The following is a 25,805-nucleotide window of genomic DNA, read 5'->3' as shown; positions in this document are numbered from 1 at the left end:
AAGAAGGGAGGAGTTATGATGCTATACGAAATCGCTAACAATTTTCCACATGCAATTTTGAAAGCAAAAGAACCTCCGTTTATTTCTATTTATGAGCCGACAGTTCGTTATCGGCCAGAAAACAAACAAAATCTTATCAGATATAAAAATCTTATCAAAAATATCGAAGATTCATTAAAAGAAAAATATCCTAAAAACGAAATAGATTCTATAATGAAGCCTTTGTATGCCCTTGCCGATGATGAAATGTTCTGGGTTAACATGTATGATGGCCTGGCTGTATTGGCAGCAGGAGGCCAATGCGTAGTATATAAGCTCCAGCGGCCGGTTAAAGAGCTTGCTGTAGCAGCCGACAGCTTCCACATTAAACCGTTGATAAGGATTTTCCAGACAGCCGACCGCTATCATGTGCTGGGCTTAAACCGAAAGCAATTCATGCTGTATGAAGGCAATATGTATGGATTTGAAGAGGTTCAACTTGATCCGGATACGCCCAGAACCATTGAAGACGCGTTGGGTATAGATGAGGAGGAGGTGCTCATAGCGCCAAGGCCGCGGACCAGCACTGGAGGAAGCACGATATTCTATGGTTACGACGATAAAAACGAATTGATAAAGGAAGATACTGAGAAATTCTTCCGTTTTATCGATAAGCTGGTCTATGAAAGATACTCGCGGCAAGCCCAGCTGCCGCTGTTGGTTGTGGCATTGCCCGAATACTACAGCCTGTTTAAGGAGATAAGCCGCAATCCATTCTTAATAGAGCAAGCGGTTAAGGTCGACTATACTGCGCTTACTAAAGAGGATTTAAAAAAGAAAATTTGGGAGGCCATTGAGCCGCTGTATAGGGAAAAGACAAAGAAGCTTGTAGAAAGATTCGGAGATGCCAAATCCAAGGGATTGGGTTCTGACGATATAGCAAAAGTCGCAATGGCCGCTTTTCAATTTAATATTGATACGATACTTATAGAGGAAGACAGAATAGTGCCAGGCAAAGTTGATCCCTTGAGCGGAGAAATAAAGGAAGGCAATTCAGCAGGCTCATTGGTTGATGATGTATTGGACGATTTAGGAGAGATGGTTTTCAGGAATAAAGGTAATATAGTGGTGCTTCCAAAAGAGCAAATGCCTACCGGTACAGGCGTAGCTGCTATATTTAAATATAAAATGTAAAGCTGTTCAACTTTTAAATATTGGGGCAAGTACTTAGTGCTTTGCTCCAATAAATTTTTATAAGGAGAAATTATGGATAAAGATATAGATGTTTTGGTGCTAGGAAGTCTTAATATGGATCTTATAATGGAAACCGACAGAAACCCTTACCCTGGTGAAACCATAAGGGGCAAGGCATTCTATACATCGCCGGGCGGTAAGGGCGATAACCAGGCCGTAGCCATAGGCCGATTGGGTGGTAATGTATCCTTTATGGGCTGTGTCGGCAAGGACGAATACGGTCGGCAGCTTATGGCTAATTTGATTGACAATCATGTCAGCACCGATGGCATAGCTGAATTAGATGGAGTTAGCACCGGATTAGCATTTATAAACGTATTTAAGGGCCAGAATACCATAATATTATATGCCGGGGCCAATGGCCAATGCACCATAGATCGGATGAGGCATTATGAAGGCATGATAAAGAGGGCGCGCATATTGCTCATGCAACTGGAAATACCGTTGGAGACGGTCGTATGGGCGGCTAGCGTGGCCAAAAAGGCGGATACAATGGTGGTATTAAACCCTGCTCCCGCAGCGACGCTGGATGATGAATTCTACGACGGTATAGACGTACTGGTGCCCAATGAGTTAGAAGCACAGCAATTATTGGATATGGAGATCGAACAGCGTTCGGATTATGATAAAATGGTGACCATGTTGACGGACATGGGCATAAAAAACGTTATAATAACGCTTGGCAGCAAAGGGATGATCTATAATTCCGGCAGTGGCATAAAACATAAGCCGGCTTATGAAGTAAAAGCGGTGGATTCCACAGGAGCCGGCGATGCTTTTATAGGTGGATTATGCTGTGCGCTGGCTCGGGGCATGGATATGGACAGAGCCACCGACTACGCCAATGCAGTGGCAGCCATATCGGTCATGCGCATCGGCGCTCAGAGCGCTTCGCCTACTGCAAAAGAAGTCGAGGAGTTTCTAGCCAAACATATGAGATAGATATATCTTATTGCATGGTGACACGCGATGAGGCGTTATGCTGGCGACCCAAAGTTGTAAGTGTGGATAAAAATAATAAAATTATCGCTTAAGATATGTATTTTGCATTATATGAATCTGTCGATACCATAATTGTTTTAAAGCAGCAATGGTACCGGCAGATTTTTTTGTTTAAATACTTGTTTTTTCGGAATGATTGATTTATAATGTAAGTGAGCATAAACGAGCAGTAATAATCATTTTATTATTGGAGATGAGTGAAAATGATTGGAACACCGGTTAACGAAGGTATAGCGATCGCTAAGCCTTTTATCTTTCGAAAAGAGGCTATTTCTATAACAGAAGAAAAAAGTTCCTCTTATGAACAAGAGCAAGAGAAATTATATGATGCAATTGACAAAGCCAGGGAACAAATAACAAGCCTGAAGGAATTAGCCGCTGAGAAGATGGGCAAAGAGAATATCTTTGATGCTCATTTGAGCATACTGGAAGATCCCATGCTTATAGATATGCTTGATAAAGCCTTAAAAGACGGATTGCCGGCGGCGGCAGCGGTTGACAGGGCTAAAAAAGAACTGACAGCTATATTCGAAAAAATACCTGATCCATATATAAAAGCCAGAATAGCCGACATAGATGATATTACGGAGAGGCTTATACGCATTATTTTAGGCAAACCCAAAGAAGATCTGGCTTTGATAGACCAACCGGTTGTTCTTATAGCACGTGATTTGACGCCTTCAGAGACCATAGGCTTGAACGAAAATGTAAAAGGTATAATAACCGAAACCGGCAGCGCTACCAGCCACGCAGCTATTTTGGCAAAAGCGCTGGGCTTGCCGGCTGTGGTAGGAGAAGAGGGTATAATAGATAAGGCGAAAGACGCAGATCTGGTTATATTGGATACCATAGACGACAATATAATTTTTAATCCGACACAGCAAGAGCTTGAAATATATACGGTAAAGCAGGCCAAATATGAAGATGAAAGAAAAAGGCTAATGCTTTATGCCGGGAGGGAAGCTATAACCAAAGACGGCAAAAAGATAAAGGTGTATGCGAACATAGGTAGCCTGGAAGAATGGCAGGTGGCCCAAAAATATGGCGCAGAGGGCATCGGCTTATTTCGTACGGAATTCCTTTATATGCAGAACGATCATTTTCCTACAGAGGACGAGCAGTTTGAAGTATATAAAGAGATAACGCAGCAAGGCGGAGAGGAGATAATACTGCGTATATTGGATATCGGCGGTGATAAAAATCTTCCATACTATGATTTTCCAAAAGAAATGAATCCGTTTTTAGGCAATAGGGCTGTGCGTTTCCTGCTTAAGAATCCTGATGTATTCAAAGCCCAGCTTAAAGCTGCTTTAAGGGCGGCTGTATACGGCAATTTAAAAATCATGTATCCTATGATATCCTCGATTGAAGAACTACATGAGGCAAATAAAATATTACAGCAATGCAAAGATGAGTTAAAACAAAACGGCATAGCTTATAAAGAAAGCATGGAAGTTGGCATTATGGTGGAGATACCGAGCGCGGCTATAATGGCTGATGTACTTGCCCGTTATGTTGATTTTTTCAGTATTGGCACCAATGACCTATGCCAGTATACGCTGGCTGTAGACAGGACCAACGCATTGGTTAAGGAGCTCTATAAACCTCATGAACCGGCTATCCTACGGCTTATAAGACATGTAACAAAAGCAGGTGCGGACTTTGAAGTGCCGGTTGGCGTGTGCGGTGAGATGGCAGGAGAGCCAATCTATACAAAATGGCTTATAGGTGCCGGAGTAACCGAATTGAGCATGAGCGCCGCATCTATTCCAAGGATAAAGGAAATTATAATAAATACAACGTATGACGAATGCAAAGAACTGGTGGCTAAAACTAATAGCTTATTTAATGCGAATGATATAGAAAATGAGTTAAAGGAGAGCGCGATATGTTAATAAACGAAAACCTGATAGACATGAATTTAGAAGCTGATACTAAAGAAGAAGCTATAAAAAAGCTTGCGCAGATGGCTTACAAAGAGGGTAGGGTAAATGATATAGATAGGTATGTAGAGGCTGTTTTAAAGCGGGAGGCCGAATACAGCACTTCTGTCGGTTTTGGTGTAGCTATACCGCATGGTAAAACCGATGCGGTAAACGAGCCTTTTTTAGGATTTGCAAAAGTAAAAGGCATAGATTGGTCAGCGCCCGATGAAAAACCCGTGGATTTAGTCTTTATAATAGGTGTTCCTGAAGCGCAGGCAGGAAACGAGCACCTAAAGATATTGGCCAAGCTGTCGAGACGGCTTATGAAAGATGATTTTCGGCAATTACTTCGCCAAGCAAGCAGCAAAAAAGATATTTTAGCCGCCGTTCAAGAAGCGGTCGCTTAAAGAGGGGCCGGAATGTTTCCACAGGAAAGACGGAATCAAATCGTAAAAATGCTCAAGCACAATAGGAGCCTGTCTGTGCGAGAATTATGCGATTTGCTGGAGGCGTCGGAGGCCACTATAAGAAGGGATTTAACGCGGCTGGAGCAACAGGGCATATTAGAGCGCACGCATGGTGGAGCTATAATCTCAGATGAGATAAGCGTACTTGAGGAGCCGTCGTTCTCGCAAAAAGAAACCGAGTACCATGAGGAAAAGATGCGAATTGCCCAATATGCTTATAAACTATTGAACGACAATGACACGCTATTTCTTGATGCAGGCACGACGACGCTGGAGCTGGCCAAGATCATCGGGGAGTCAAATATAAATCTGACGGTTATTTCAAATTCCGTAACTGCGATACCGTATCTGGCTAAAAATGAAAATGTCAAAATATATTCTTTAGGTGGAGAAATAAGGAATAATACGCTGGCGACCGTTGGGCAGATGACACTGGATGCTATAAGCCAGTTTAACCCAAACAAGGCGTTTATCGGCGTCAATGGTATAAGCATAGAAAAAGGCTTAACGACGCATTACACGGCAGAGGCTGAGGTGAAACAGGCTATGATGCGTTATGCTTCGGAAGTTGTAGTATTAGCTGATCACAGCAAATTTAAGCAGATAACGTTATGCCGGTTTGCCTCCATCGCTATGGTGGACCTTATTATCACGGATTCAGGCATACCTTCTTATATTGAACATGCGTTTGATCAATATGATGATATAAAACTTATAAAAGTATAGGAGCGAATTGATATGATTACAACTATTACGCTGAATCCGGCTATAGATCAGACTATTATAGTAGACGAGCTTAAACCGGGAGAAATCCATAAAGTGAAAATCAGGAGGATGGATGTAGGCGGTAAAGGCATAAATGTGTCCAAGGTTGTCCATGTCTTCGATGGAGATACTACTCCCATAGGTTATTTAGGGATGGAAAACAGGTATTTTTTTGAAGATTTCTTTCAGGCGCATGGCATAAAATATGATTTTGTTCTGGTTGACGGAGCTACCAGGACAAATACCAAGATTATAGATTTGAGCAAACATCAAACTACCGAGTTCAACGAAGCTGGATTCTCCATATCCAAAGATGATGTAGAAAGATTAAAGATAAAAATAAGGGAATATGAACCTGATTCCAAATATATGGTTTTCAGCGGCAGTATGTGCCAGGGCAGTTATCCAGGACTGTTCGGCGAGTATCTGGACCAGATAGGCGATAACAATAAGATTGTGATCGATGCTACCGGCGAAATACTGCTGGAAGGCGTAAAACACCAGCCGTTTCTTATTAAACCCAATATAAACGAATTAAAGGCAACGTTTGGCATAAATTCGTCGTCTTTGGAAGATATAATACGTGCGGCTATTGCTATAAGAGAAAGATTCGACATAAGGTGGATCTTATTATCCATGGGTGCAAACGGTGCCGCATTGATATCGCAAGATTTGGTGTTAATGGCTGATGCCGTAAAGGTCGATGTAAAAAGCACCGTTGGAGCTGGAGATTCTATGCTGGGAGGTTTTATATACGCATATGATCGCTTTGCTGACCCTGTAGAAGCTTTTCGATATGCTTTGGCTTGCGGGGCCGCAGCGGCCACTACAGAAGGGACAGAAATGTTTTCCAAAGAAGCTGCCATGGATTTGCGCAAGGAGGTCATTATAGCCGATATGACATCAATTTATGTTTGAGAGCAAAGCAGATTATAAACCTTAAAGAGGTTTATATATAAATTAAACAAAGTGGAGGAGGAAACTTTATGAAGTTGTTGGCAGTAACGGCATGTACCACAGGTATTGCACATACCTATATGGCTGCAGAGGCCATAGAGGAAGTTGCCAAGAAAAAGGGCTATGAGGTAAAAGTAGAGACAAGGGGCTCAATCGGGGTGGAGAATGAGCTTACACCCGAAGACATTCAAAGCGCAGATGCTATTTTAATAGCCAGCGATATGGCTGTCCCGATGGAACGGTTTATGGGCAAAAAGCTATTATATGTACCTATAAGCGATGCCATCAAAGATGCTGAGGGCTTGGTTGAGCAGGCATTTAAAGCGCCGGTTTACAAAGGTGATAAAAAGGATTTGGTGGATGAGGTAGCGGAGATAAAGGAGAAAAAAGCATCTGAACGCAGAGGCGTGTATAAGCATTTGCTAAACGGCGTATCCTTTATGATTCCGTTTGTTGTTGCAGGCGGTATAACTATTGCTTTAAGTTTCATTTTCGGGTATAATGCCTTCCAGAATGAAGGTACATTAGCGTATTATCTGAAAGCCATAGGCGATGCTGCGTTTGGTTTGATGGTGCCTATTCTGGCAGGCTATATAGCTTATTCCATTGCTGACCGGCCTGGTTTAGCACCCGGTATGGTCGGAGGTCTGATTGCCGTTAACCTTAATGCGGGTTTCCTGGGAGGGCTGGCAGCCGGCTTCCTGGCTGGTTATATAGTGTATGCCATAAAGAAATACATTAAACTGCCGAAAACATTACAAGGCATAATGCCCGTGCTTATAATACCGGTACTTAGCAGCTTGTCGGTGGGTCTGATAATGTATTATGTCATAGGTATACCGGTAGCGGCGCTCAATACAGCTATGAATAACTTCCTCACCGGCTTATCGGGTGCCAATGCGGTTGTATTGGGCCTCATCATAGGTCTGATGATGGCTGTAGATATGGGCGGCCCGATCAATAAAGCTGCTTATGCCTTTGGAACGGGCACATTAGCTGCGGGTACAGGAAGCGCGGTTATGGCAGCAGTTATGGCGGCCGGCATGACGCCGCCTTTGGGATTAGCTCTGGCCACCGCATTGTTTAAAAATAAATTTACGGCAGCGGAGAGCGAAGCAGGGAAAGCAGCATGGATATTAGGCGCAAGCTTTATCACGGAAGGCGCTATACCGTTTGCTGCTGCCGATCCTTTAAGGGTTATTCCGTCTATCATGGTCGGTTCCGCCGTGACTGGTGCGCTTTCCATGCTGTTTAACTGCACGCTGAGCGTACCTCATGGAGGCATCTTCGTTTTATTTGCTGTGGGCAATATACCAGGTTATTTAGTATCTATAATAGCAGGGACCATAGTCACAACCCTTTTGATAGGCATGTTGAAAAAACCTGTCGTAGAAAAATAACAGGAGGTGGTTTGCAGATAATGAAAAGCGTTATTGTTTCCGTTCCTTTTGAAGAAGGGCTACATGCCAGGCCGGCATCGGAAGTTTCAAAACTGTGCCAGTCGTTTAGCAGCGATATAAAGTTCATTAATGGCGATATAGAGGCCAACCCTAAGAGCACATTGGGCTTACTGACGCTGGGCGCCACTAAAGGCACGGAGATAAAAGTAGAAATATCCGGAGACGATGAAGCGGAGGCTCTGAAAGCTATAGAAGCGTTTTTCCAAAGAAAGGATTTAATATAAGCGGCAGGCCTCCTACCATCGCGGCATGCGCTTTTTGCGTTTTTTATGCCTGTATCTCAATATTGATATTATCACAATGATGATTAATATGAATGCGGCCGCCAGTATATATTTCAGCGCTATTTCGTATCCGCCTACATTAATAGGGCGATCCAAGCTGAACCTTTGACGCCGGGCGGCCTCTTGGGCGGCCTGCTCGGCCGCCTTTTCTTCAGCCTCTTTTACTATGGCAGCGGCTTGAATATTAATTTTTTGCTCGGCCGCCCATGACTTAAAAGCCGGCGTGGATTCCTCGTCGCTGAGACTTTCTATTCTATCGAGCACCTCTTGCTGCTCGGCCGCATCGTTTTGTTGCTGTGCGGTTGTATATTTATAAAACAATGCCTGTTGTTTGACGGTCACGGCAAGGTCGCCCAGCTTATTGTTGGACAGCAGGCGGTTATAGAATTCTATGGCCTTGTCGGCCTGCAGCAGCTCGGTATACGAGCGTGCCAGCAGCAATTGCACCAGCGGCTCGTACTGCGTTGATGGATTGGCCGAAAGATATTTTTCGCCTGCATTTATGACGTTGACGTAATCGTCGTTGTTGTAGAACTGGGCGATGGCTTGGAGTTGCTTATTGCCAGATAACCTCAGCCTTTCTGTCGCGATGAATTCGGTAGGCTTAAAATGCACGACTATATCCTCTGACGGTTCCACATCGCTGTAGCGCCATACAAGGTTGCCGTCATCGCTTATTTTGGTGGGCGTGGGCTGCGGCGTTGGATCCATGGCGTATATCATGGGTTGCGGGAAACGGAAGGTGACCTCTATCTGTTTGACCGGCCCATCCCATAATGCCATCGACTTAAGTGGAAAATCCATGACCTGTGTCCCATCGTTGAGCAGCTTATTATGCAGCGATAATGTGCCTTTTATCACCAATGTCTGACCGGCATTTATATCGACAGGCCATGTCATCCATCGTAAGCCCGTATACTCATCTGTTCCGAGCTTGACCACCTGATCGCCTTTAGGCAGCTGGCCGTTTATATATATGTCTTTGCCCCTTGAAAAGTCATATACCTTTGCAACGTTTTCGAGATATCCCATAGCTATGTGAACCGGCTTATCGCCGTTATTTTTTATAACGTATTGCAGCGAAACATCGGAATTATTTATTCCCACATCGACAGTGGCTTTTAATGACAACAGCGATATTGCAGACGAAGGCATTACCTGCGCCTCATCGCTCTGGTTATCGGTTATCAGCGGCGCCGCATATACGGATGCAGGCTTTATAAACATCGGCAAAAATAATGTTGCCGTAATCATTATCAAACATATCTTCTTAAACATATATACCCTCAATATATCCTTAATATATATCTATCTATTTATAAGTCTATCACATATCGGATATAGAGGCAAGAGCAAAAAACTGGAGTCAAATATTCTATAACGTTCAAAAGAAACAGAATTTTTATGAAAGCCTGAGCTAAGCGCTTGAATATGCGTGAGATTATTGTTATACTGTATCCGATCAGATTTATTTTGAAAAGAAGGGGAAAGGCGAAGCATTATTAACAAATAATTATAATAATGTAAAGGCTATGATGAAGTTTAAGACGCTTAAGCAAAGATTAATATTTACATTAACGATTGGCATGTTGATGAGCTTTGCGCTTATGGCGATTACCTCATATAATGCCATATATTCGATACAGCAAAATAGAATAAATACGTCTATAGCATCGGCTTTGGAACGATTTACAGATCAGTGCGACAGGGATTATTATAATCTGATGCAGATAACGCAGCAGATGATGCCTCAGGGATATGTGGGTAATGATGTAAATGGGTATTTCTTTGCCGATCAGCAATTCAATAAGGCTATGCTGACTCGCAGGATTTCCAATAATATTGAGATGCTTACGTATTCATATCCCAATGTGCAACTGGTGATGTATTATAATCCTAAAGATAACGCACCGTTGTTCTCCAACCTTCCGCCAAGCGAGGATGTGTTGCTTCAACATCTGCCTGATCTAAAGCAAAACTTGGAGATCGCTTATCAGCCGCCACATTATTCCGGATACAGATTCAGCGGTGGTCAGGTTATATCAATTACGCGCGAAGCTGTTTTCTCAGATGGATTTAAGCTAGTACTATATGCTGAGGCTAAAAATGATATAAAAGAGAATTTCGATAATATTTTTGGTTCTCAACATATGCCATATATATTATTGCAGATTGATAAAAATCAACAAATAAAATACAGCAGCAACAGTAATGCTTTTAAGGTAGGTGAAATGCTAAATTTAAATTCTCAAGAATCATCGGGCACAATTGACGAATATATATGGAATCGAAAGGACAGCCATCATGGTTTTACCAATATACTTTTGGTACCGATAAGCAGCTATAATAAAGAGCTTTATGCATGGGGAACCAATATATCGCTTATCGCTATTTTTACACTACTTGTTATGGTGTTTACCGCCATCATGCTTTACCAATTGATTTATAAGCCACTGTATATCTTCGAAGAAGAGATGGAAGAACTAGGCAAAGGCAATATGGCTGCAGTAAATTATAATACAGGTGTTGAGGAATTCGACCATATGTTCGATCAGTTTAATGCTATGAAGATGCGCATACAAAGCCTTATGCAAGATATAGAGAACAAAGAAAGGCAACGGTATAAACTGGAGATTGAAAAGCTGTCCTATCAAATCAACCCTCATTTTCTTATGAACGCGCTGAATTCCGCCCATTGGATGGCAGTAATGCACCAGCAACATGATATTGACAGCTATATTTCTAAACTCAATTATATATTAAGCTATAGTCTCGGCAAATCCGATCAGGATACCACGCTTAGAACTGAAATCAAGATGCTTAAGACTTATATAGAGTTACAGGCAATGCGCTATGACTTTAAGGCTCATATAAATATTGAAGATGGGGCTTATCTCGATACGTGTGTGCCTCGATTAATACTGCAACCGCTTGCAGAAAATGCTATTTGCCACGGACTTGATGAAAATGGTATACTAAATGTCGATATTTCAGCAGATTATAGTAATAAAATAATAAAGATAATCATTGCCGACAATGGCAAAGGGCTGGATGATGAAATGCTAGAAACTTTAAAACGACCAGGCGCCTTGAATAATGGTTTTCTTGGTCAGGGTATCGGTTTGCGGTATGTATATTTAATGCTGGAGTCTTTTTATGACAGAAGCGATCTGATGCATATTGAAAGCGGGCCGGCTATGGGTACAAAGGTTATGCTCTTTTTGCCGTTTCAAGGGAGGGAGAAATGTGATTCACGTGTTGATAGTGGACGATGATAAACTGGCGCGCAAAGGTTTGATCTCTATGATGCCATGGGAGTTTTATGGCATGGAGGTGGTGGGCGATGTACCTAACGGTGCCAGAGCATTGGAGTTTCTCAAGAATAATGTTGTCGACCTGATGTTTGTCGATCTTGCTATGCCTGTGATGTCTGGCATAGAATTGATGCGGGAGGTACGAAAGAGTTATCCGGATATCAACTTCGTTGTTTTAACGTTCCACGAAAATTTCGAATATGTCCAAGAGGCATTAAGATTTGGAGTATTGGATTATATTTCTAAAGCAGAGCTTGAGGCAGAGAATTATGGCCAGATCTTTAATCGGATTATTCGAAAGTTAAAGGGGGAGAAACAGTATATTTTGCCAGGTGGACAAGGCTCCAGGGTTTTCGGATACGATCAGGAACCTGAAACAGAAATAAATGAAGAGATATGGGAAGGGATAAAGCAAGATTGGTATAAGCTTTATTGGCTTTACGATGACGATGTATTTGCGGAGCTATGCTTACAATTAAAGGAAAATAGAATTCCTATGCGTCGTGTGGAGCAATTGTTTATAAAGTTAATGGTTATGGTGGAGTCTGCTACCGGTATTAAGGAGGAGAGCTTGCCGGATGCAAGGTGTATAGACGCGGCAATCGAATGGATGAAATGTTATAAGGAAGACGTAATATGCAAAGCTGTGCAAGCCTCCGATCTTACCGCAATGCCAGTGTGTATCCTAAAAGCAGTGGCGTTTATCAAAGAGAATATAAGTACGCCGATTCGCGAAGAAGATGTGGCATACCGCGTAAATATGAGCAGAAGTTATTTTTCTCAGAACTTTAGAAAGATAACGGGGCTTACTTTTAACGATTATATAAAGAAGCAAAGGGTTAATATGGCTAAAAAGCTGCTAACCGATTCGAATCGAACGGTTGCTGATATTGCGCAAACGGTCGGCTATGAAGACGTGAAGTATTTCTCGCGCGTGTTTTATGAACAGGTTCATGTAAGCCCGTCGCACTTCAGACAACAATTATCCACCAATAGTAACGATTGTTAAATAATACGGAGACAAATACCGCCTAGCCTGTGACGCTTATTCGAGACAGCTAAAAGAATTATGATTAATACACAACAATATACCGTTTACCAGAATCTATTTTAGAGTTACAATCATTGTGCAAACGATATGAACAGCCTTGAAGGTCGACGTTCCAATCTTTGAGGTGTTCCAAAAAAAGAGGAGGAGTTATTTTGAAAAGAAGGATTTTGGCTATTGTCTTGATAGGTGTTCTGGCAATTGTCGCAGTGGCATGCTCATCGGGAGATACTACAGAACCGAGTTCCGATGAAAGTAATAATCCTGCTACTACAGATACCACATCTGAATTGACGGGAGATGCTGCCGCATTTCAGAAATTTCCTGAACCTGTCGACGTGCATATTGGTATGAGCGTTGATCCTACAGATAAGACATTGCCCAGCGGCGATAGTGCGGAGAATAATCAGTATACGCGTTATTTGAAAGACAACTATAACATCAATGTTATAGTAGATTGGACTGCGGCACAAGGTAATAATTATAATCAAAAAGTAAGTCTTGCCATAGCATCCGGAAATCTTCCGGATGGATTGATCGCAAACGATCGTACCTATATGGTAAAAGCGGCAAAATCAGGGCTATTATACGATATCACCGAATTATTTGATAAAACCGCTTCGTCTCAAGTTAAAGAAATTATGGACAGCACGGATGGTCGTGCGATGGAGAACGCAAGTTATGATGGTAAAATGGTTTCTCTTCCCAATATCACTGTTGACACGGATGGTGTGCATGTTATGCTTATCCGCAAAGATTGGCTCGATAAGCTTAATCTGCCGGTGCCCAAGACTTTGAGCGATATTGAGAAAACAGCAAGGGCGTTTGTAGATAATAAAATGGCTGGCGACAATACCATCGGGATTGTTGGCCCGGACAAAAACAGTTACCCGTATTGTACATTCCTAATGTCATCGAATAATGCACATGGGTTTGATCCTGTATTCCAAGCTATGGATGCTTATCCGGGATATTGGGTGGACGATGGCACTGGAAAGGTAACGTATGGCACCTTAAGCCCAAATACCAAAAAGACCTTGGAAATCTTGGCTAAATGGTACAAAGAGGGACTGATAGATCCCGAAATGGGTACACGTGATTCATCGGCCGAACCCGTAAATGCCAATCAAGCAGGCATATTCTTTGGTCCGTGGTGGAGCCTCGGGTATGGCAACGGAGATTCATTCAAAAATGATCCAAATGCCAATTGGCAGGCCTATCCGGTGTATACCGATGATGGTAAATGGAACGTTCACATGAAGACTGTTGGTACCACATATACATTGATTAGCAAGGATGCCAGTGAGGATGTAGCTAAGGCGATTATTATAATGAATAATGCGCTGGTACGTGATGAGGCTACTTTTGACACTTCAGTGGCGATTGGATGGTATCCGCTTCGCAATGTCATGGCGGCTGCAGATGAGTGCGAGTACGAGTATAAAGAGTTGTATAAGGTGCTGAGAGGAGAGACTCAGCCGGAGGATTATAATAAACCGAACAGCCTTTATAAACTTATGTATGCTGATGCGAAGATTGTAAAGGACGTTGTAAAGTCGACAAATGATGAATTAAATGTTCAAGATTTTGATCAGACAAATACAGGCAATTTCCAACGCATGTATGCCATTTTAGTCGGTGATCGGCCTTACGCGACTGTTACGCCTGATAAAAAAGTTTATAGTGTGACTTATAACCAAACTGATATCATGGAGAGAAAATGGGCGAACCTTAAGAAACTGGAGGATGAGACCATTCTCAAGATCATACTCGGAGAACCGTCCAGTACTTTTGATGATTTTGTGCAGAAATGGAAGGCTCAAGGCGGAGACGAAATAACAGCCGAAGTGCAAGCGGAGTACGATAAGAACAAATAGAATTTATCGATACTCATTTTTGATGGCAACGATAAGGCGCTGGCTTAGCTGGCGCCTTATATAATACAATTGTATGATTGTGAGGAGAAATGTGCATGAAGACTAAGAAAACAGGAATTCAAAAGCATTATTATCTTATGATGCTGCCAGGTATGCTCTGGCTTTTGCTATTCAGTATCGTACCGATGTTTGGCATAATCATGGCATTTCAGGATTACAATCCGGGGCAAGGTATCTTGCATTCCCAATGGATTGGTCTGGAAAATTTTCGTTATTTGTTTCAATTGGATGACAGCAAACAGGTTATCATAAATACGCTTATTATTTCTATAGGTAAGATCGTATTGAATTTGATTGTGCCTCTGGCATTTGCATTATTGCTTAACGAGGTTAGAAACTTGCGCTATAAGAAATTTGTTCAAACGGTTGTTTTTATACCTCATTTTTTGTCATGGGTTATTATGGCTAGTATTGTGATAGGTATTTTCGGTTATAATGGCGTCGTCAATACCATTGCTGGTTGGTTTGGTGCACAACCCCAACTTTTTATGGCTGATTCATCTATCTTTCGCGAGTTGCTTGTCGGAACCGAGGTATGGAAAGAATTCGGCTATAATGCTGTTATATTTCTAGCTGCCCTTACTTCTGTGAATCCGAATCTTTACGAAGCAGCCGCCATAGATGGGGCTAATCGCTGGCAAAGTATGTGGCATATAACTTTGCCCGAGCTGACGCCGACTATTGTACTTTTAGGTGTATTGTCCCTTGGGAATGTCCTTAATGCGGGTTTCGATCAGGTCTATAATTTATATAATCCATTAGTTTATTCTACCGCAGATATACTCGATACATGGATATACCGTTTAGGATTGCAAAATTTGCAATTTTCGCTTGCTACAGCGGCCGGTTTGCTTAAGTCAGCCGTCAGCTTTATATTGATTACGGTATCTTATGTATTAGCATACAAGTTTGCGGATTATAGAATATTTTAGGAGGAAACCTTATGGTTCAAAACAAAACGCTTGGATCACGTATTTTTGATATAGTAAATACAATAATTCTGACGATTTTGACTTTATCCTGCCTGTACCCACTATGGTATACTTTTTCGCTATCTATTTCAGTTAAGTCGGCGGCTAACGCAGGTTTGGTCACTTTTTACCCTATTGGTTTTTCGCTTGCTTCTTATAGAGAGATAATGAGTGATATAAAGTTTTTCAATTCGTTCTGGATATCCATACAACGTGTTGTATTGGGTACAGGGTTATCCCTCATTGCTATGATAATGATGGCTTATCCTCTTTCTAAGTCAAAACAAGAGTTCAAAGCTCGGGATATATTTATGTGGATTGTTATTTTTTGTATGTTGTTCAACGGTGGATTGATACCATGGTATCTTACCGTTAAAAGCTATCATTTGCTGGACACAATATGGGCGTTGGTCTTGGCGGGCGGTTTGCCAGTTTTCAATGTTATTTTGCTTATGAATTTTTTCCGCAATTTGCCTGCAGATATAGAAGAAGCGGCTGTAATAGACGGAGCCGGGCCATGGCGTATTTTGTTCGGCATTGTTGTTCCGTGTTCACTGCCGGTTATTGCTACAGTTACCCTGTTTACAGGGGTTTATCATTGGAATGAGTTCTTTAACGGTTTGATTTTAATGAGCGATGCCTCAAAATATCCGTTGCAGACATACATTCAGCAGCTGGTTGTCAGCATACCGAGTGACACGACTTTAACACCGGATCAGTATAAGAGACTGTCGGAGCTATCCAATAAGTCTTTAAATGCTGCGAAAGTATTTATCGCTATAACTCCGGTGCTCATAGTATATCCGTTCTTGCAAAAGTATTTTGTAACAGGTATAATGCTCGGGGCGGTAAAGGAATAAGTCTTAGAAAGGTGTGGATGTATATGAAGTTTACAGATGGATATTGGTTGAAGAAAAAAGGTGTTAATATCTATAATGCCGCTGAGGTGTATGATGTAAAAAGAGATAATGATTCGGTCACCGTTTACTGTCCGCCGGTTAAAGTGATGCATAGGGGACAGACGCTCGGAGGCCCTCTGCTCACCATACGTTTCACCTCTCCGCGCGAGAATATCATACGCGTGCAAGCCTATCACTTCACAGGCGGTGCGAAGAAAGAGCCCTCATTCGAGATAGCAGATGAGACATATCCTATTGATGTTGCTGAAACCGATGATGAGATAACGCTATCCAGCGGCAAGCTCAGGGTAAAGGTGTATAAAAAAGATTTTAAAATAGAGTACCTTTACGACGGCCGACTTCTTACATCCACCGGCAATAAACAGCTTGGCTATATCACAGCGCCGGATGGCGTATATATGCGCGAACAGCTGGCTTTGGACATAGGGGAAGCGGTATATGGCCTCGGTGAGCGCTTCACGCCTTTTGTAAAAAACGGCCAGGTTGTGGATATATGGAACGAAGACGGCGGCACCGCATCGGAACAAGCATATAAGAATATACCGTTTTATATAACGAATAAAGGCTACGGGGTTTTTGTAAACGATACCGGACGCGTGTCGTATGAGATCGCTTCTGAAGTGGTATCGCGGGTACAATTCAGTGTGCCTGGCGAGAAACTGGATTACATGGTTATAGGTGGCGATGACTTAAAAGGAGTTTTAGAAAATTACACCGCTTTGACGGGACGGCCGGCGCTGCCTCCGGCGTGGTCGTTTGGCTTATGGCTTTCTACGTCGTTTACTACCGATTACGATGAAAAGACCGTTAATTCGTTCATAGATGGTATGACGCAACGTGGCATACCGCTGAGCGTGTTTCATTTTGATTGTTTCTGGATGAAGGAATATGAATGGTGTAACTTCGGATGGGATGAGCGCCAGTTTCCTGATCCAGCTGGTATGCTGGCGCGGCTGAAAGAAAAAGGACTCAGAATATGCGTATGGATTAATCCTTATATCGCCCAGAAATCGCCTCTATTTGAGGAAGGTAAGGAGAACGGCTACCTGCTCAAGCGACCCAACGGGGATGTATGGCAATGGGATATGTGGCAGCCGGGCATGGGGCTTGTGGACTTCACCAATCCTGCGGCATGCGAATGGTATTGCAGTAAATTGCAGAGGCTGATGGACATGGGTGTGGATTGTTTCAAAACCGATTTTGGGGAAAGGATACCGACCGATGTAGTTTATTTCGATGGTAGCGATCCTGTAAAGATGCACAATTATTATACATATTTATATAACAAAACTGTATTTGAACTCATAAAGAAAAACAAAGGTGAGAACAATGCACTTGTATTTGCACGCAGCGCTACGGCCGGCAGTCAGAAATTCCCGGTACACTGGGGCGGCGACTGCGATTCCGAGTATTACTCGATGGCCGAAAGCCTGCGCGGTGGTTTATCATTGGCCATGTCCGGATTTGGCTTTTGGAGTCATGATATAAGCGGTTTTGAAAGCACGGCTACGCCCGATCTTTACAAACGGTGGGCTGCTTTCGGACTGCTATCCACTCATAGCAGGCTGCACGGCAGTGGTTCATATCGCGTGCCGTGGTTATTCGATGAAGAAGCTGTCGAAGTGGTGAGATATTTTACGGAGTTAAAATGTTCTTTGATGCCATATCTGTACAGCATGGCCTGTATTACTGCTCAGAGGGGGATACCGTCTATGCGCAGCATGGTGCTGGAATTCCCGGAAGACGCAAATTGCGCCTGGCTGGACAGACAGTATATGTTGGGCGATTCTCTATTGATAGCGCCTATCTTTTGCGATGACAGTACGGTGGATTATTATCTGCCCGACGGTTATTGGACAAATTTTATTTCCAATAAAGTCGTAGAGGGCGGCAGATGGCAGCATGAAAAGCACAGCTATTTGAGTTTGCCTCTGATGGTTCGTCCAAATTCTATAATTCCAGTCGGCAGCAATAATCAAACTACCGATTACGCATACGGAAACGGCTTGACCCTTCATGTATTTGAACTGGAAGACGGTAAAGCGGCTCAAACGACAGTCTATGATAGAGACGGTAGCCTCATAATGGAAGCGACAGTGTTAAAAGATGGCGACACAGTACGCATGCATTTTAACGGTAAGGTAAATGGTTTGTCGGTGTTGCTGCGCAATGTGTTCGCGGTGACCCAAGCGGACGGAGCAAAAATAAAAGCCACCGACATGGGAGTGGAGCTGCTTGTAGACGACAAATTAGAGGATGTCACCTGTGTGCTCGGATAAACTGCCGTTTACACTGTTATGCACAACATTATCAAGCGTTATAAAGCACAAAAATCCGGGAATTACTCCGGATTTTTGTGCTTTATGCAAAATTATATAAGTAACGAATACCATCATCAAGACGAATGCCAATACATTCTTTCCTTATAGGTCATCTAAACTGTGTGGGTACAAAAGCATCAGCAAGACCTATAACGAAAGACGCCAATAATGCTCCTAAGACGTTCATGTCTATTGAAGAAACGATGAATTGAGAGAGATATAGCACAACAGCAGATAATAAAAAGCTTATAAAGCCCCTTCCATAGGGCGATATATCCTTCCCAAACAACATCGTTACCAAATAACTGAGTCCGATTATGACTATTGATGCAACGATGGCACCCCAAAAACCTGCCACACTGAATCCGGGCACTATAGCACCTACTATCAGCAATACTATTGCTGAAATTATGAGTTTAATAATAGCGCGTATCATGTCTGTCATCTCCTACTCTATTTAGAAAAATTTTTCTATACTTATATTATAACTTAAGTGTAGATATTTTACAAGCTAAACTTTTTGCGTATATATTATTCGGATAAACTGCCGTTTGCGATAGTCTTGGTGTAGTGATACAATAGTGTGGAAAATAATTCGGGCAAGGAGGGGTTGATATGCTTATAGAAGATAACGCAGTAGTACTGTTTCAAGGAGACAGCGTAACCGACGCAGGCCGAGATTATAACAATGATGCTGATCTTGGCATGGGCTATCCTATGATAACAGCAGCATGGTTATCCGCTGCACATCCCGCAAAGCATATTAGGTTTATAAACAAAGGGATAAGCGGCAACAGGGTGAAAGATTTAAAAGAACGCTGGACGAGGGACTGTATAGCCTTAAAGCCCACATGGGTATCCATACTCATAGGCATTAATGACTGCTGGCGGCGTTATGACAGCGATGATCCAACATCGGTGGAAAGGTTTGAGTCAGATTATCGCTATATTTTGCAACAAGTGAAAACGCAACTGAACGCCAATTTGATAATATGCGAGCCGTTTGTTTTGCCTGTGCCGGAAGACCGGGCCAAATGGAGAGAGGACTTGGATCCCAAGATACATGCTGTGCGCAGACTGGCCAGGGAATTCGATGCCATATTCGTACCGCTGGACGGTATATTTGCTCAGGCAGCAGCGCAAAGGGAGCCCAGCTTTTGGCTGCCCGACGGCGTACATCCATCGCCTGCCGGCCATGCGCTTATAGCACAATCTTGGCTGCGGGCTGTGGAAGCATTATAAAAGCAACATTAAAATCCGGGGAATTACCCCCGGGTTTCGTTTTTAGTGCGTCCGGCTGTATATTATATATGAATATATTGTCGGTATCAGCGCCGCTACAGCGACGGCTACCATCATCAATACGAATGCCGATATGCCTCCGATGAATGATCCTATCATGCTTAATATGCCAGCCAGAACGAATAACCGACCGCCCAGACGGTGGGTCTTAAGCCATACATCTTCATCAGCCAATGTCCATGGTGTTCTTATGCCTACGAAATAATTATGCCTTATCTTGCCCATATAATTGCCAAAGACGATGAATATGAGGGAAATGCTGAACGTTATTACGAAATCCACCTTTACCTTATAACCCAAAGAAGCCAGCATTACGACTCCGTATATTACGGTAAAAAGTATCACAAGTACAGCCCTCATAATCCGATAAGCGCCTTTGAATTTGCCATAGTTGTTTCGTCTCGGGTCTATAAGGGGGATTAGCAGCATAAGCGCATATATGCCGGCATTCATCAGAGGCAACAAAAATATAGTGCCTTTTCCGCCGTAACTGTCGATTTCACCGTTGATGTTCCAGTGCATAGGTATTTTATCAGGCAGACGGCCGTACACAGCAATGGCCGATAACAGAGCCACTGCTATTATGATTATAAGCCATATATCGCTTTTTAATTCCTGATGTATGTCATAGCGGCCTTCATCCATGTTAAGACTCCTCCTCATTTTTAACATTCATAATATTCATAAACCATTCCAATGTATCCTCCATCACCGATGTATTGATGGAATAATAAATATTTTGTCCTTTGCGTTCATCTAAAACTAACCCAGCCTGCTTTAATATGTTAAGGTGGTGGGATATGCTGAACTTGGTTATATCAAAATGCTCAGCTATTTCGCCGGCTGTCATATCCCTGTCCTTTAACATTTCGAGAATGCGTCGTCGTGTCTCGTCGCCTAGAGCCTTGAGTACAATGCCCATCATGTAAATCACCACCCAATATATTTAGATACTTAGAAAATCATCTAAATATATTATAGCACAGGTTTTTTATTTTGCAATATTATAGCAAGACTATAATAAATGGCTAAGCCGCACACTCTGACTTAACAATTTATTTGTTTTTACCGCGTCTTGTTTTAAGTGGCTCAAGGTGTTACAATATAAAATGTAGATTTGTGTATAATTCTATGTTTTTAATTTTTAAGAAGGTGATATATAATGCCTAATATATTGGCTAAAATATTTGGAGATCAGAATGAAAAAGAAGTAAAGCGGTTGCAAAAGACCGTTGAGGCTATAGAAGCGCTTGAGTCACAGATAAAGGCTTTGAGCGACAGCGAATTGAGAGCAAAGACTGACGAATTCAAACAGCGCTTAAAGCAGGGCGAAACGTTGGACGATATACTGCCCGAAGCATTCGCAGTGGTGCGCGAGGCATCGGTGCGCACGTTGGGCATGCGCCATTTTCCTGTGCAGCTCTTGGGCGGTATCGTGCTGCATCAGGGGCGTATAGCCGAAATGAAGACCGGCGAGGGCAAAACGCTGGTGGCCACGTTACCGGCCTATCTCAATGCCTTGACCGGTGAGGGTGTGCATATAGTGACTGTCAACGATTATCTGGCACGCCGCGACCGCGAATGGATGGGCAAGATATACGAATTTTTGGGTTTGAAGGTGGGCCTCATTCAGCATGATATGGACAGTGCGGCCCGGCAGGAGGCCTATGCGGCAGATATAACCTATGGGACTAATAATGAATTCGGATTCGATTACCTGCGTGACAATATGGTCATATATAAAGAAAATATGGTGCAGCGCGGGCTCAATTATGCCATAGTCGATGAGGTCGACAGCATATTGATAGACGAGGCGCGGACGCCGCTTATTATATCCGGTGCCGGGCAGAAGTCCACCGAGCTGTATTATAAGGCGGATAAATTTGCAATGCGCCTGACTAAGGACGTCGACTATGAGGTGGACGAGAAGGCCAAGACCATATCGCTTACCGAAGAAGGCTCGCGTAAAGCAGAGCACTTCTTCAATGTTGATAATATAACCGATATGGAGAATACCGAGCTGCTGCATAATATAATACAGGCCATAAAAGCACATGTGCTGATGCGCCGCGATGTCGATTATGTCGTCAAAGACAACGAGGTCATCATAGTGGATGAATTCACCGGCAGGCTTATGTTTGGCCGCCGTTACAGCGATGGGCTGCACCAGGCCATAGAGGCCAAAGAAGGTGTGCGGGTGCAGCGCGAGAGCCGCACGCTGGCTACTATAACATTCCAGAATTATTTCAGGATGTACAAAAAACTGGCCGGCATGACCGGTACCGCCAAGACCGAGGAAGAAGAGTTTCAGTCCATATATAGCCTGGACGTCGTGGTTATACCTACAAATATGCCTATGATTCGCAAGGATTATCCCGATGTCATATACCGTACCGAGGATGCCAAATTCAAGGCTGTAACCGAAGAGATAGCCCAGCGCCACGCCAATGGCCAGCCGGTGCTGGTGGGTACTATATCAATAGAGAAGTCTGAGAAACTCAGCCGGATGCTGGAGCAACGCGGCATACCCCATCAGGTGTTGAACGCCAAATATCACGAGAAAGAGGCCGAGATTATAGCCAAAGCCGGCCAGCCAGGAGCAGTTACCATAGCCACCAATATGGCCGGACGCGGTACCGATATAGTGCTGGGTGAAGGTGTAGCTCAAAAGGGCGGATTACATGTCATCGGCACCGAAAGGCACGAGAGCCGGCGCATAGACAATCAGTTGCGCGGCCGTTCGGGGCGCCAGGGCGATCCCGGCTCATCGCGTTTCTATCTCTCGCTGGAAGACGATCTCTTAAGGCTGTTCGGATCGGAGCGGATTATGAGCCTGGTGGATGCTCTAGGCATGGACGATGATACCCCCATAGAAAATGCTATGCTTACCAAGCAAATAGAAGCCGCGCAGAAGCGTGTGGAGGGCAAGAACTTCGATATACGCAAGCAGCTGCTGGAATATGACAACGTATTGAATGTGCAGCGCGAGGTCATATACAAGCAGCGCCGCCAGGTGCTCGAGGGAGAAAACCTTAAGGATTCCATATTGGATATGATAAAATCGCTGGTGGAAGAGGCTGTTAAATTATACACTTCTAACAGCCCGCACCCCGAGGAATGGGATATCGAGGGATTAGCCGAGCATTTGGGGCATCTGTTCCTGCCGGCCGGCGCTTTGACGATAAGCGAAGAGGATAAGGAAAACCTGACGCGCGATGAATTCACCGAGCGCCTGGTCAACATGGCATATGAGCTGTACGATAAGCGCGAAAAAGAGATAGGCGAGGAAACCATGCGCGAGCTCGAGCGCGTGATAATGCTCAAAGTGGTCGATCAGAAGTGGATGGATCACCTCGATGATATGGATCGCTTGCGCGATGGCATAGGGCTAAGAGCTTACGGTCAGCGCGACCCGCTGGTGGAATACAAGATAGAAGGCTATGACATGTTCCAGCAGATGATCCACAGCATACAGGAGGATACCGTTACTTTATTGTATCACGTTAAGGTGGAGAAGCCGCCGGAAAGGGAGCAAGTGGCCAAGCCCGCATCGGCCAGCCATGGCGACGAAGGAAGCAGGCCGCAGACGGTTAAAAGAGCCGGTAAAAAGATCGGCCGCAATGACCCGTGCCCGTGCGGCAGCGGTAAAAAATACAAGGAATGTTGCGGGAAAATAGCATAAAAATTACAATGTTTAAGGAGATGATTATATGATAGTGGAATTAGAAGATTACAGCGCGCAGATAAACGAATTGCGCGGTATCATAGATGAAGTGGGGGCTTCTCTTTGACCCGGCAGGGATGGAAGAAGAGATAAAAAATCTTGAGGAGCAGATGGCTGACCCCTCCTTCTGGAGCGATATGGAGCGCTCGCAGAAGGTCAACCAGCGCATAAAGGTGTTGAGAGACAAACTGCAGAACCTGCGCGCCGTAGAGCAAAAGTGGGAGGATCTGCGCACGCTGGCCGATCTGGGGCGTGAGGAAGATGATGCTTCCATCGTAGGCGAAGTAGCAGCCGAGCTTGCATCGTTGAGAAAAGAGCTTGAGAGGCTGCGCATAGAAACGTTATTGAGCGGACAGTATGATCGCAATAACGCCATAATAACGCTGCATGCGGGTGCCGGCGGCACTGAAGCTCAGGACTGGGTGCAGATGCTCTATCGTATGTATACGCGCTGGGCTGAGGATAAGGGCTATAAAGTCGAGGTATTGGATCTTCTGGAAGGGGATGAAGCAGGCATAAAGAGCGTTACCTTCCTCGTAGAAGGCGAGAATGCCTACGGTTACCTTAAAGCAGAAAAAGGTGTGCACCGTCTGGTGCGCATATCGCCTTTCGATGCGGCCGGCCGCCGGCACACATCATTTGCATCGGTGGATGTAATGCCTGAGCTGGAGGATGACGCAGGTATAGAGATAAATCCCGATGATCTGAAGATAGATACCTATCGTTCCAGCGGCGCTGGCGGCCAACACGTTAATAAAACCGAATCGGCCATACGCATAACGCACATCCCTACAGGTATAGTAGTACAGTGTCAGAACGAGCGTTCGCAGCACAGCAACAAAGAAACTGCTATGAAAATGCTTAAGGCCAAGCTGCTGGAACTGAAAGAGCAGGAGGAACAGGCCAAGGTGAACGGTATAAAGGGCGAATTAAAGCGTATAGAATGGGGCAGCCAGATACGTTCGTATATATTCCAGCCATATACAATGGTAAAGGATCACCGCACTAATGCCGAAATAGGTAATGTGAACGCCGTCATGGACGGTGATATAGACCTGTTTATAAGCGAATATCTAAAAATGGATGCTAAGCAGCACAGGGCATAGATTCAAAGAGAGGGGACGCTATATGGCTGATTATCAATATGTGGTATTTAAATTGGGTGACGACTGGTACGCCGGAGATATAATGAATATACGCGAAATTATAAAACCGATGGCAATAACCCGCGTGCCAAATAATCCATCATTTATAGAAGGCATAATAAAATTGCGCGGCGAGGTAATACCGGTGCTGGACTTAAAAAAGCGATTTAAATTAGGAACGTATGATGAGAATAGCCAGCATACGCGCTTTATCATAGCCGAGACCGACCAGAAACCGATAGCCTTTATAGTGGATGAAGTTCGGGAAGTGCTCAGACTGGAAGACAAGGATATAGGGCCCATACCCGATGTTGTGGCTATAGGCAAGGAATATATAACCGGTACCGTAGAAAATAACAGTAGGTTGGTGATACTACTCGATATGGCTAAAATCCTTACAGTTGATGAGCGTGAGGTATTGGCGGCCATAAGCTGACCGCAAACAATTACAAGCCCTGCGAAGCCGCTATTATAAGCAGCTTTGCAGGGCTTTCGTATATATTTTCAAACATATTTTCTCCTTAAGAACTGTAAATTCCTTTCATAGAATCAAATATTTCGAAACATTTCATTTCTGATTCTTGCAAATTAAAATAATATTTCCAGAACATGGCGTTTTTTAACAACAAATTGCGGCTATGTTTTACGACATACAATATTTCGTCTTGGCTATACGTGTCAAATAGCCATCTTAACGTATGCTGATTGCCCAAATTAAGCAATCGAGTGATGATATAAGCGCTGTTTTTGTCAACATCAAGCTGATCTATATCGATATCCCAAAAGAAGATCTCCATCCATTCGGGAATACTTTTTGTAGACTTATTATCCGACATATGCCACGATAAATCACCGCAGGAGGCTCGCTACTTTAGCAGCGAGAGAAATGCGGTATTTCCCCTTTGTGTTAAATATTTGATATTCATATCCATCGTTTCTCTGTAACAACTTTAAATACTTCGGGTGTACGTCAAAGCCGTTTAGTCTGAAACTCGGTCGATGGCGTACTGCAATACGGCCGACATGAACA

General features: G+C 43.6%; 23 protein-coding genes. 18 read left to right on the top strand and 5 right to left on the bottom strand.

Going from position 1 to position 25,805, the window contains the following annotated elements; translation table 11 throughout:
* Positions 1-15: 15 nt before the first annotated feature.
* From JG770_RS03560 to JG770_RS03525, 8 genes are all read left to right on the top strand, one after another.
* Positions 16-1,173, top strand: coding sequence for a hypothetical protein (locus tag JG770_RS03560; RefSeq protein ID WP_291955304.1), 1,158 nt, complete (start codon positions 16-18; stop codon positions 1,171-1,173).
* A gap of 72 nt (positions 1,174-1,245) precedes the next feature.
* A complete protein-coding gene (gene rbsK, locus JG770_RS03555; protein ID WP_291955302.1) occupies positions 1,246-2,175 on the top strand; it encodes a ribokinase in 930 nt (309 codons plus the stop codon).
* Between the two features lie 263 nt (positions 2,176-2,438).
* Positions 2,439-4,130, top strand: coding sequence for a phosphoenolpyruvate--protein phosphotransferase (ptsP, locus tag JG770_RS03550; RefSeq protein ID WP_291955300.1), 1,692 nt, complete (start codon positions 2,439-2,441; stop codon positions 4,128-4,130).
* Positions 4,124-4,567, top strand: coding sequence for a fructose PTS transporter subunit IIA (locus JG770_RS03545; RefSeq protein WP_291955296.1), 444 nt, complete (start codon positions 4,124-4,126; stop codon positions 4,565-4,567). The genes ptsP and JG770_RS03545 overlap by 7 nt, the downstream gene beginning before the upstream one ends.
* Positions 4,568-4,579: 12 nt before the next feature.
* A complete protein-coding gene (locus JG770_RS03540) occupies positions 4,580-5,353 on the top strand; it encodes a DeoR/GlpR family DNA-binding transcription regulator (protein ID WP_291955293.1) in 774 nt (257 codons plus the stop codon).
* A gap of 12 nt (positions 5,354-5,365) precedes the next feature.
* Complete coding sequence (locus JG770_RS03535) at positions 5,366-6,310, top strand: 1-phosphofructokinase family hexose kinase (RefSeq protein WP_291955290.1); 945 nt, start codon at positions 5,366-5,368, stop codon at positions 6,308-6,310.
* 68 nt (positions 6,311-6,378) lie between these two features.
* On the top strand, positions 6,379-7,749 hold the full coding sequence (locus JG770_RS03530) for a fructose-specific PTS transporter subunit EIIC (protein WP_291955288.1): 1,371 nt from the start codon (positions 6,379-6,381) through the stop codon (positions 7,747-7,749).
* A gap of 20 nt (positions 7,750-7,769) precedes the next feature.
* Entirely contained in the window at positions 7,770-8,033 is a 264-nt protein-coding gene (locus JG770_RS03525; protein ID WP_291955286.1) for an HPr family phosphocarrier protein, read from the top strand.
* Positions 8,034-8,045: 12 nt separating this feature from the next.
* Here the strand turns inward: JG770_RS03525 and JG770_RS03520 are convergent, their stop codons facing one another.
* Positions 8,046-9,371, bottom strand: coding sequence for a hypothetical protein (locus JG770_RS03520; protein ID WP_291955283.1), 1,326 nt, complete (start codon positions 9,369-9,371; stop codon positions 8,046-8,048).
* A 254-nt stretch (positions 9,372-9,625) separates the two neighbouring features.
* Here JG770_RS03520 and JG770_RS03515 point away from each other — a divergent pair, with 254 nt between their 5' ends.
* From JG770_RS03515 to yicI, 6 genes are all read left to right on the top strand, one after another.
* Entirely contained in the window at positions 9,626-11,368 is a 1,743-nt protein-coding gene (locus JG770_RS03515) for a histidine kinase (protein ID WP_291955280.1), read from the top strand.
* Complete coding sequence (locus tag JG770_RS03510; protein WP_291955277.1) at positions 11,340-12,416, top strand: response regulator; 1,077 nt, start codon at positions 11,340-11,342, stop codon at positions 12,414-12,416. The genes JG770_RS03515 and JG770_RS03510 overlap by 29 nt, the downstream gene beginning before the upstream one ends.
* Positions 12,417-12,610: 194 nt before the next feature.
* Positions 12,611-14,332, top strand: coding sequence for an extracellular solute-binding protein (locus tag JG770_RS03505; RefSeq protein ID WP_291955274.1), 1,722 nt, complete (start codon positions 12,611-12,613; stop codon positions 14,330-14,332).
* Between the two features lie 95 nt (positions 14,333-14,427).
* On the top strand, positions 14,428-15,324 hold the full coding sequence (locus JG770_RS03500; protein ID WP_291955273.1) for an ABC transporter permease subunit: 897 nt from the start codon (positions 14,428-14,430) through the stop codon (positions 15,322-15,324).
* A gap of 11 nt (positions 15,325-15,335) precedes the next feature.
* On the top strand, positions 15,336-16,223 hold the full coding sequence (locus tag JG770_RS03495; RefSeq protein ID WP_291955270.1) for a carbohydrate ABC transporter permease: 888 nt from the start codon (positions 15,336-15,338) through the stop codon (positions 16,221-16,223).
* A gap of 23 nt (positions 16,224-16,246) precedes the next feature.
* Positions 16,247-18,562, top strand: a complete 2,316-nt coding sequence (gene yicI, locus JG770_RS03490) for an alpha-xylosidase (RefSeq protein WP_291955268.1) — start codon at positions 16,247-16,249, stop codon at positions 18,560-18,562.
* 151 nt (positions 18,563-18,713) lie between these two features.
* Here yicI and JG770_RS03485 read toward each other — a convergent pair whose 3' ends face one another.
* Positions 18,714-19,040: a phage holin family protein gene (locus JG770_RS03485; protein WP_291955265.1), complete on the bottom strand. Its 327-nt coding sequence runs from the start codon at positions 19,038-19,040 to the stop codon at positions 18,714-18,716.
* A gap of 179 nt (positions 19,041-19,219) precedes the next feature.
* On the opposite strand from JG770_RS03485, the gene JG770_RS03480 reads away from it, so the two are divergent.
* Positions 19,220-19,846: an SGNH/GDSL hydrolase family protein gene (locus tag JG770_RS03480; RefSeq protein WP_291955264.1), complete on the top strand. Its 627-nt coding sequence runs from the start codon at positions 19,220-19,222 to the stop codon at positions 19,844-19,846.
* A gap of 42 nt (positions 19,847-19,888) precedes the next feature.
* On the opposite strand, the gene JG770_RS03475 is transcribed toward JG770_RS03480, so the two are convergent.
* Positions 19,889-20,551: an SdpI family protein gene (locus JG770_RS03475; RefSeq protein WP_291955261.1), complete on the bottom strand. Its 663-nt coding sequence runs from the start codon at positions 20,549-20,551 to the stop codon at positions 19,889-19,891.
* A gap of 1 nt (position 20,552) precedes the next feature.
* Complete coding sequence (locus JG770_RS03470) at positions 20,553-20,828, bottom strand: autorepressor SdpR family transcription factor (protein ID WP_363320902.1); 276 nt, start codon at positions 20,826-20,828, stop codon at positions 20,553-20,555.
* 240 nt (positions 20,829-21,068) lie between these two features.
* Between JG770_RS03470 and secA the strand changes: the two genes are divergently transcribed.
* From secA to JG770_RS03455, 3 genes are all read left to right on the top strand, one after another.
* Positions 21,069-23,588, top strand: a complete 2,520-nt coding sequence (gene secA / locus JG770_RS03465; protein WP_291955255.1) for a preprotein translocase subunit SecA — start codon at positions 21,069-21,071, stop codon at positions 23,586-23,588.
* A gap of 28 nt (positions 23,589-23,616) precedes the next feature.
* A protein-coding gene (gene prfB / locus JG770_RS03460) for a peptide chain release factor 2 (protein WP_291955252.1) occupies positions 23,617-24,736 on the top strand; the annotation gives its coding sequence in 2 pieces (ribosomal slippage) (positions 23,617-23,694 and positions 23,696-24,736; 1,119 coding nt in all).
* Positions 24,737-24,758: 22 nt separating this feature from the next.
* Entirely contained in the window at positions 24,759-25,211 is a 453-nt protein-coding gene (locus JG770_RS03455; RefSeq protein WP_291955249.1) for a chemotaxis protein CheW, read from the top strand.
* Between the two features lie 413 nt (positions 25,212-25,624).
* Here JG770_RS03455 and JG770_RS10630 read toward each other — a convergent pair.
* Positions 25,625-25,805 (bottom strand): hypothetical protein (locus tag JG770_RS10630; RefSeq protein ID WP_363320899.1); only part of this gene is annotated, 181 nt, incomplete at its 5' end.

It is taken from the genome of Mahella sp., from assembly GCF_020054945.1.
GTDB lineage: Bacteria > Bacillota > Clostridia > Mahellales > Mahellaceae > Mahella.
The sequence above is the reverse complement of the archived record's forward strand: the minus strand, read 5'-3'. Positions and strand labels throughout refer to the sequence as shown.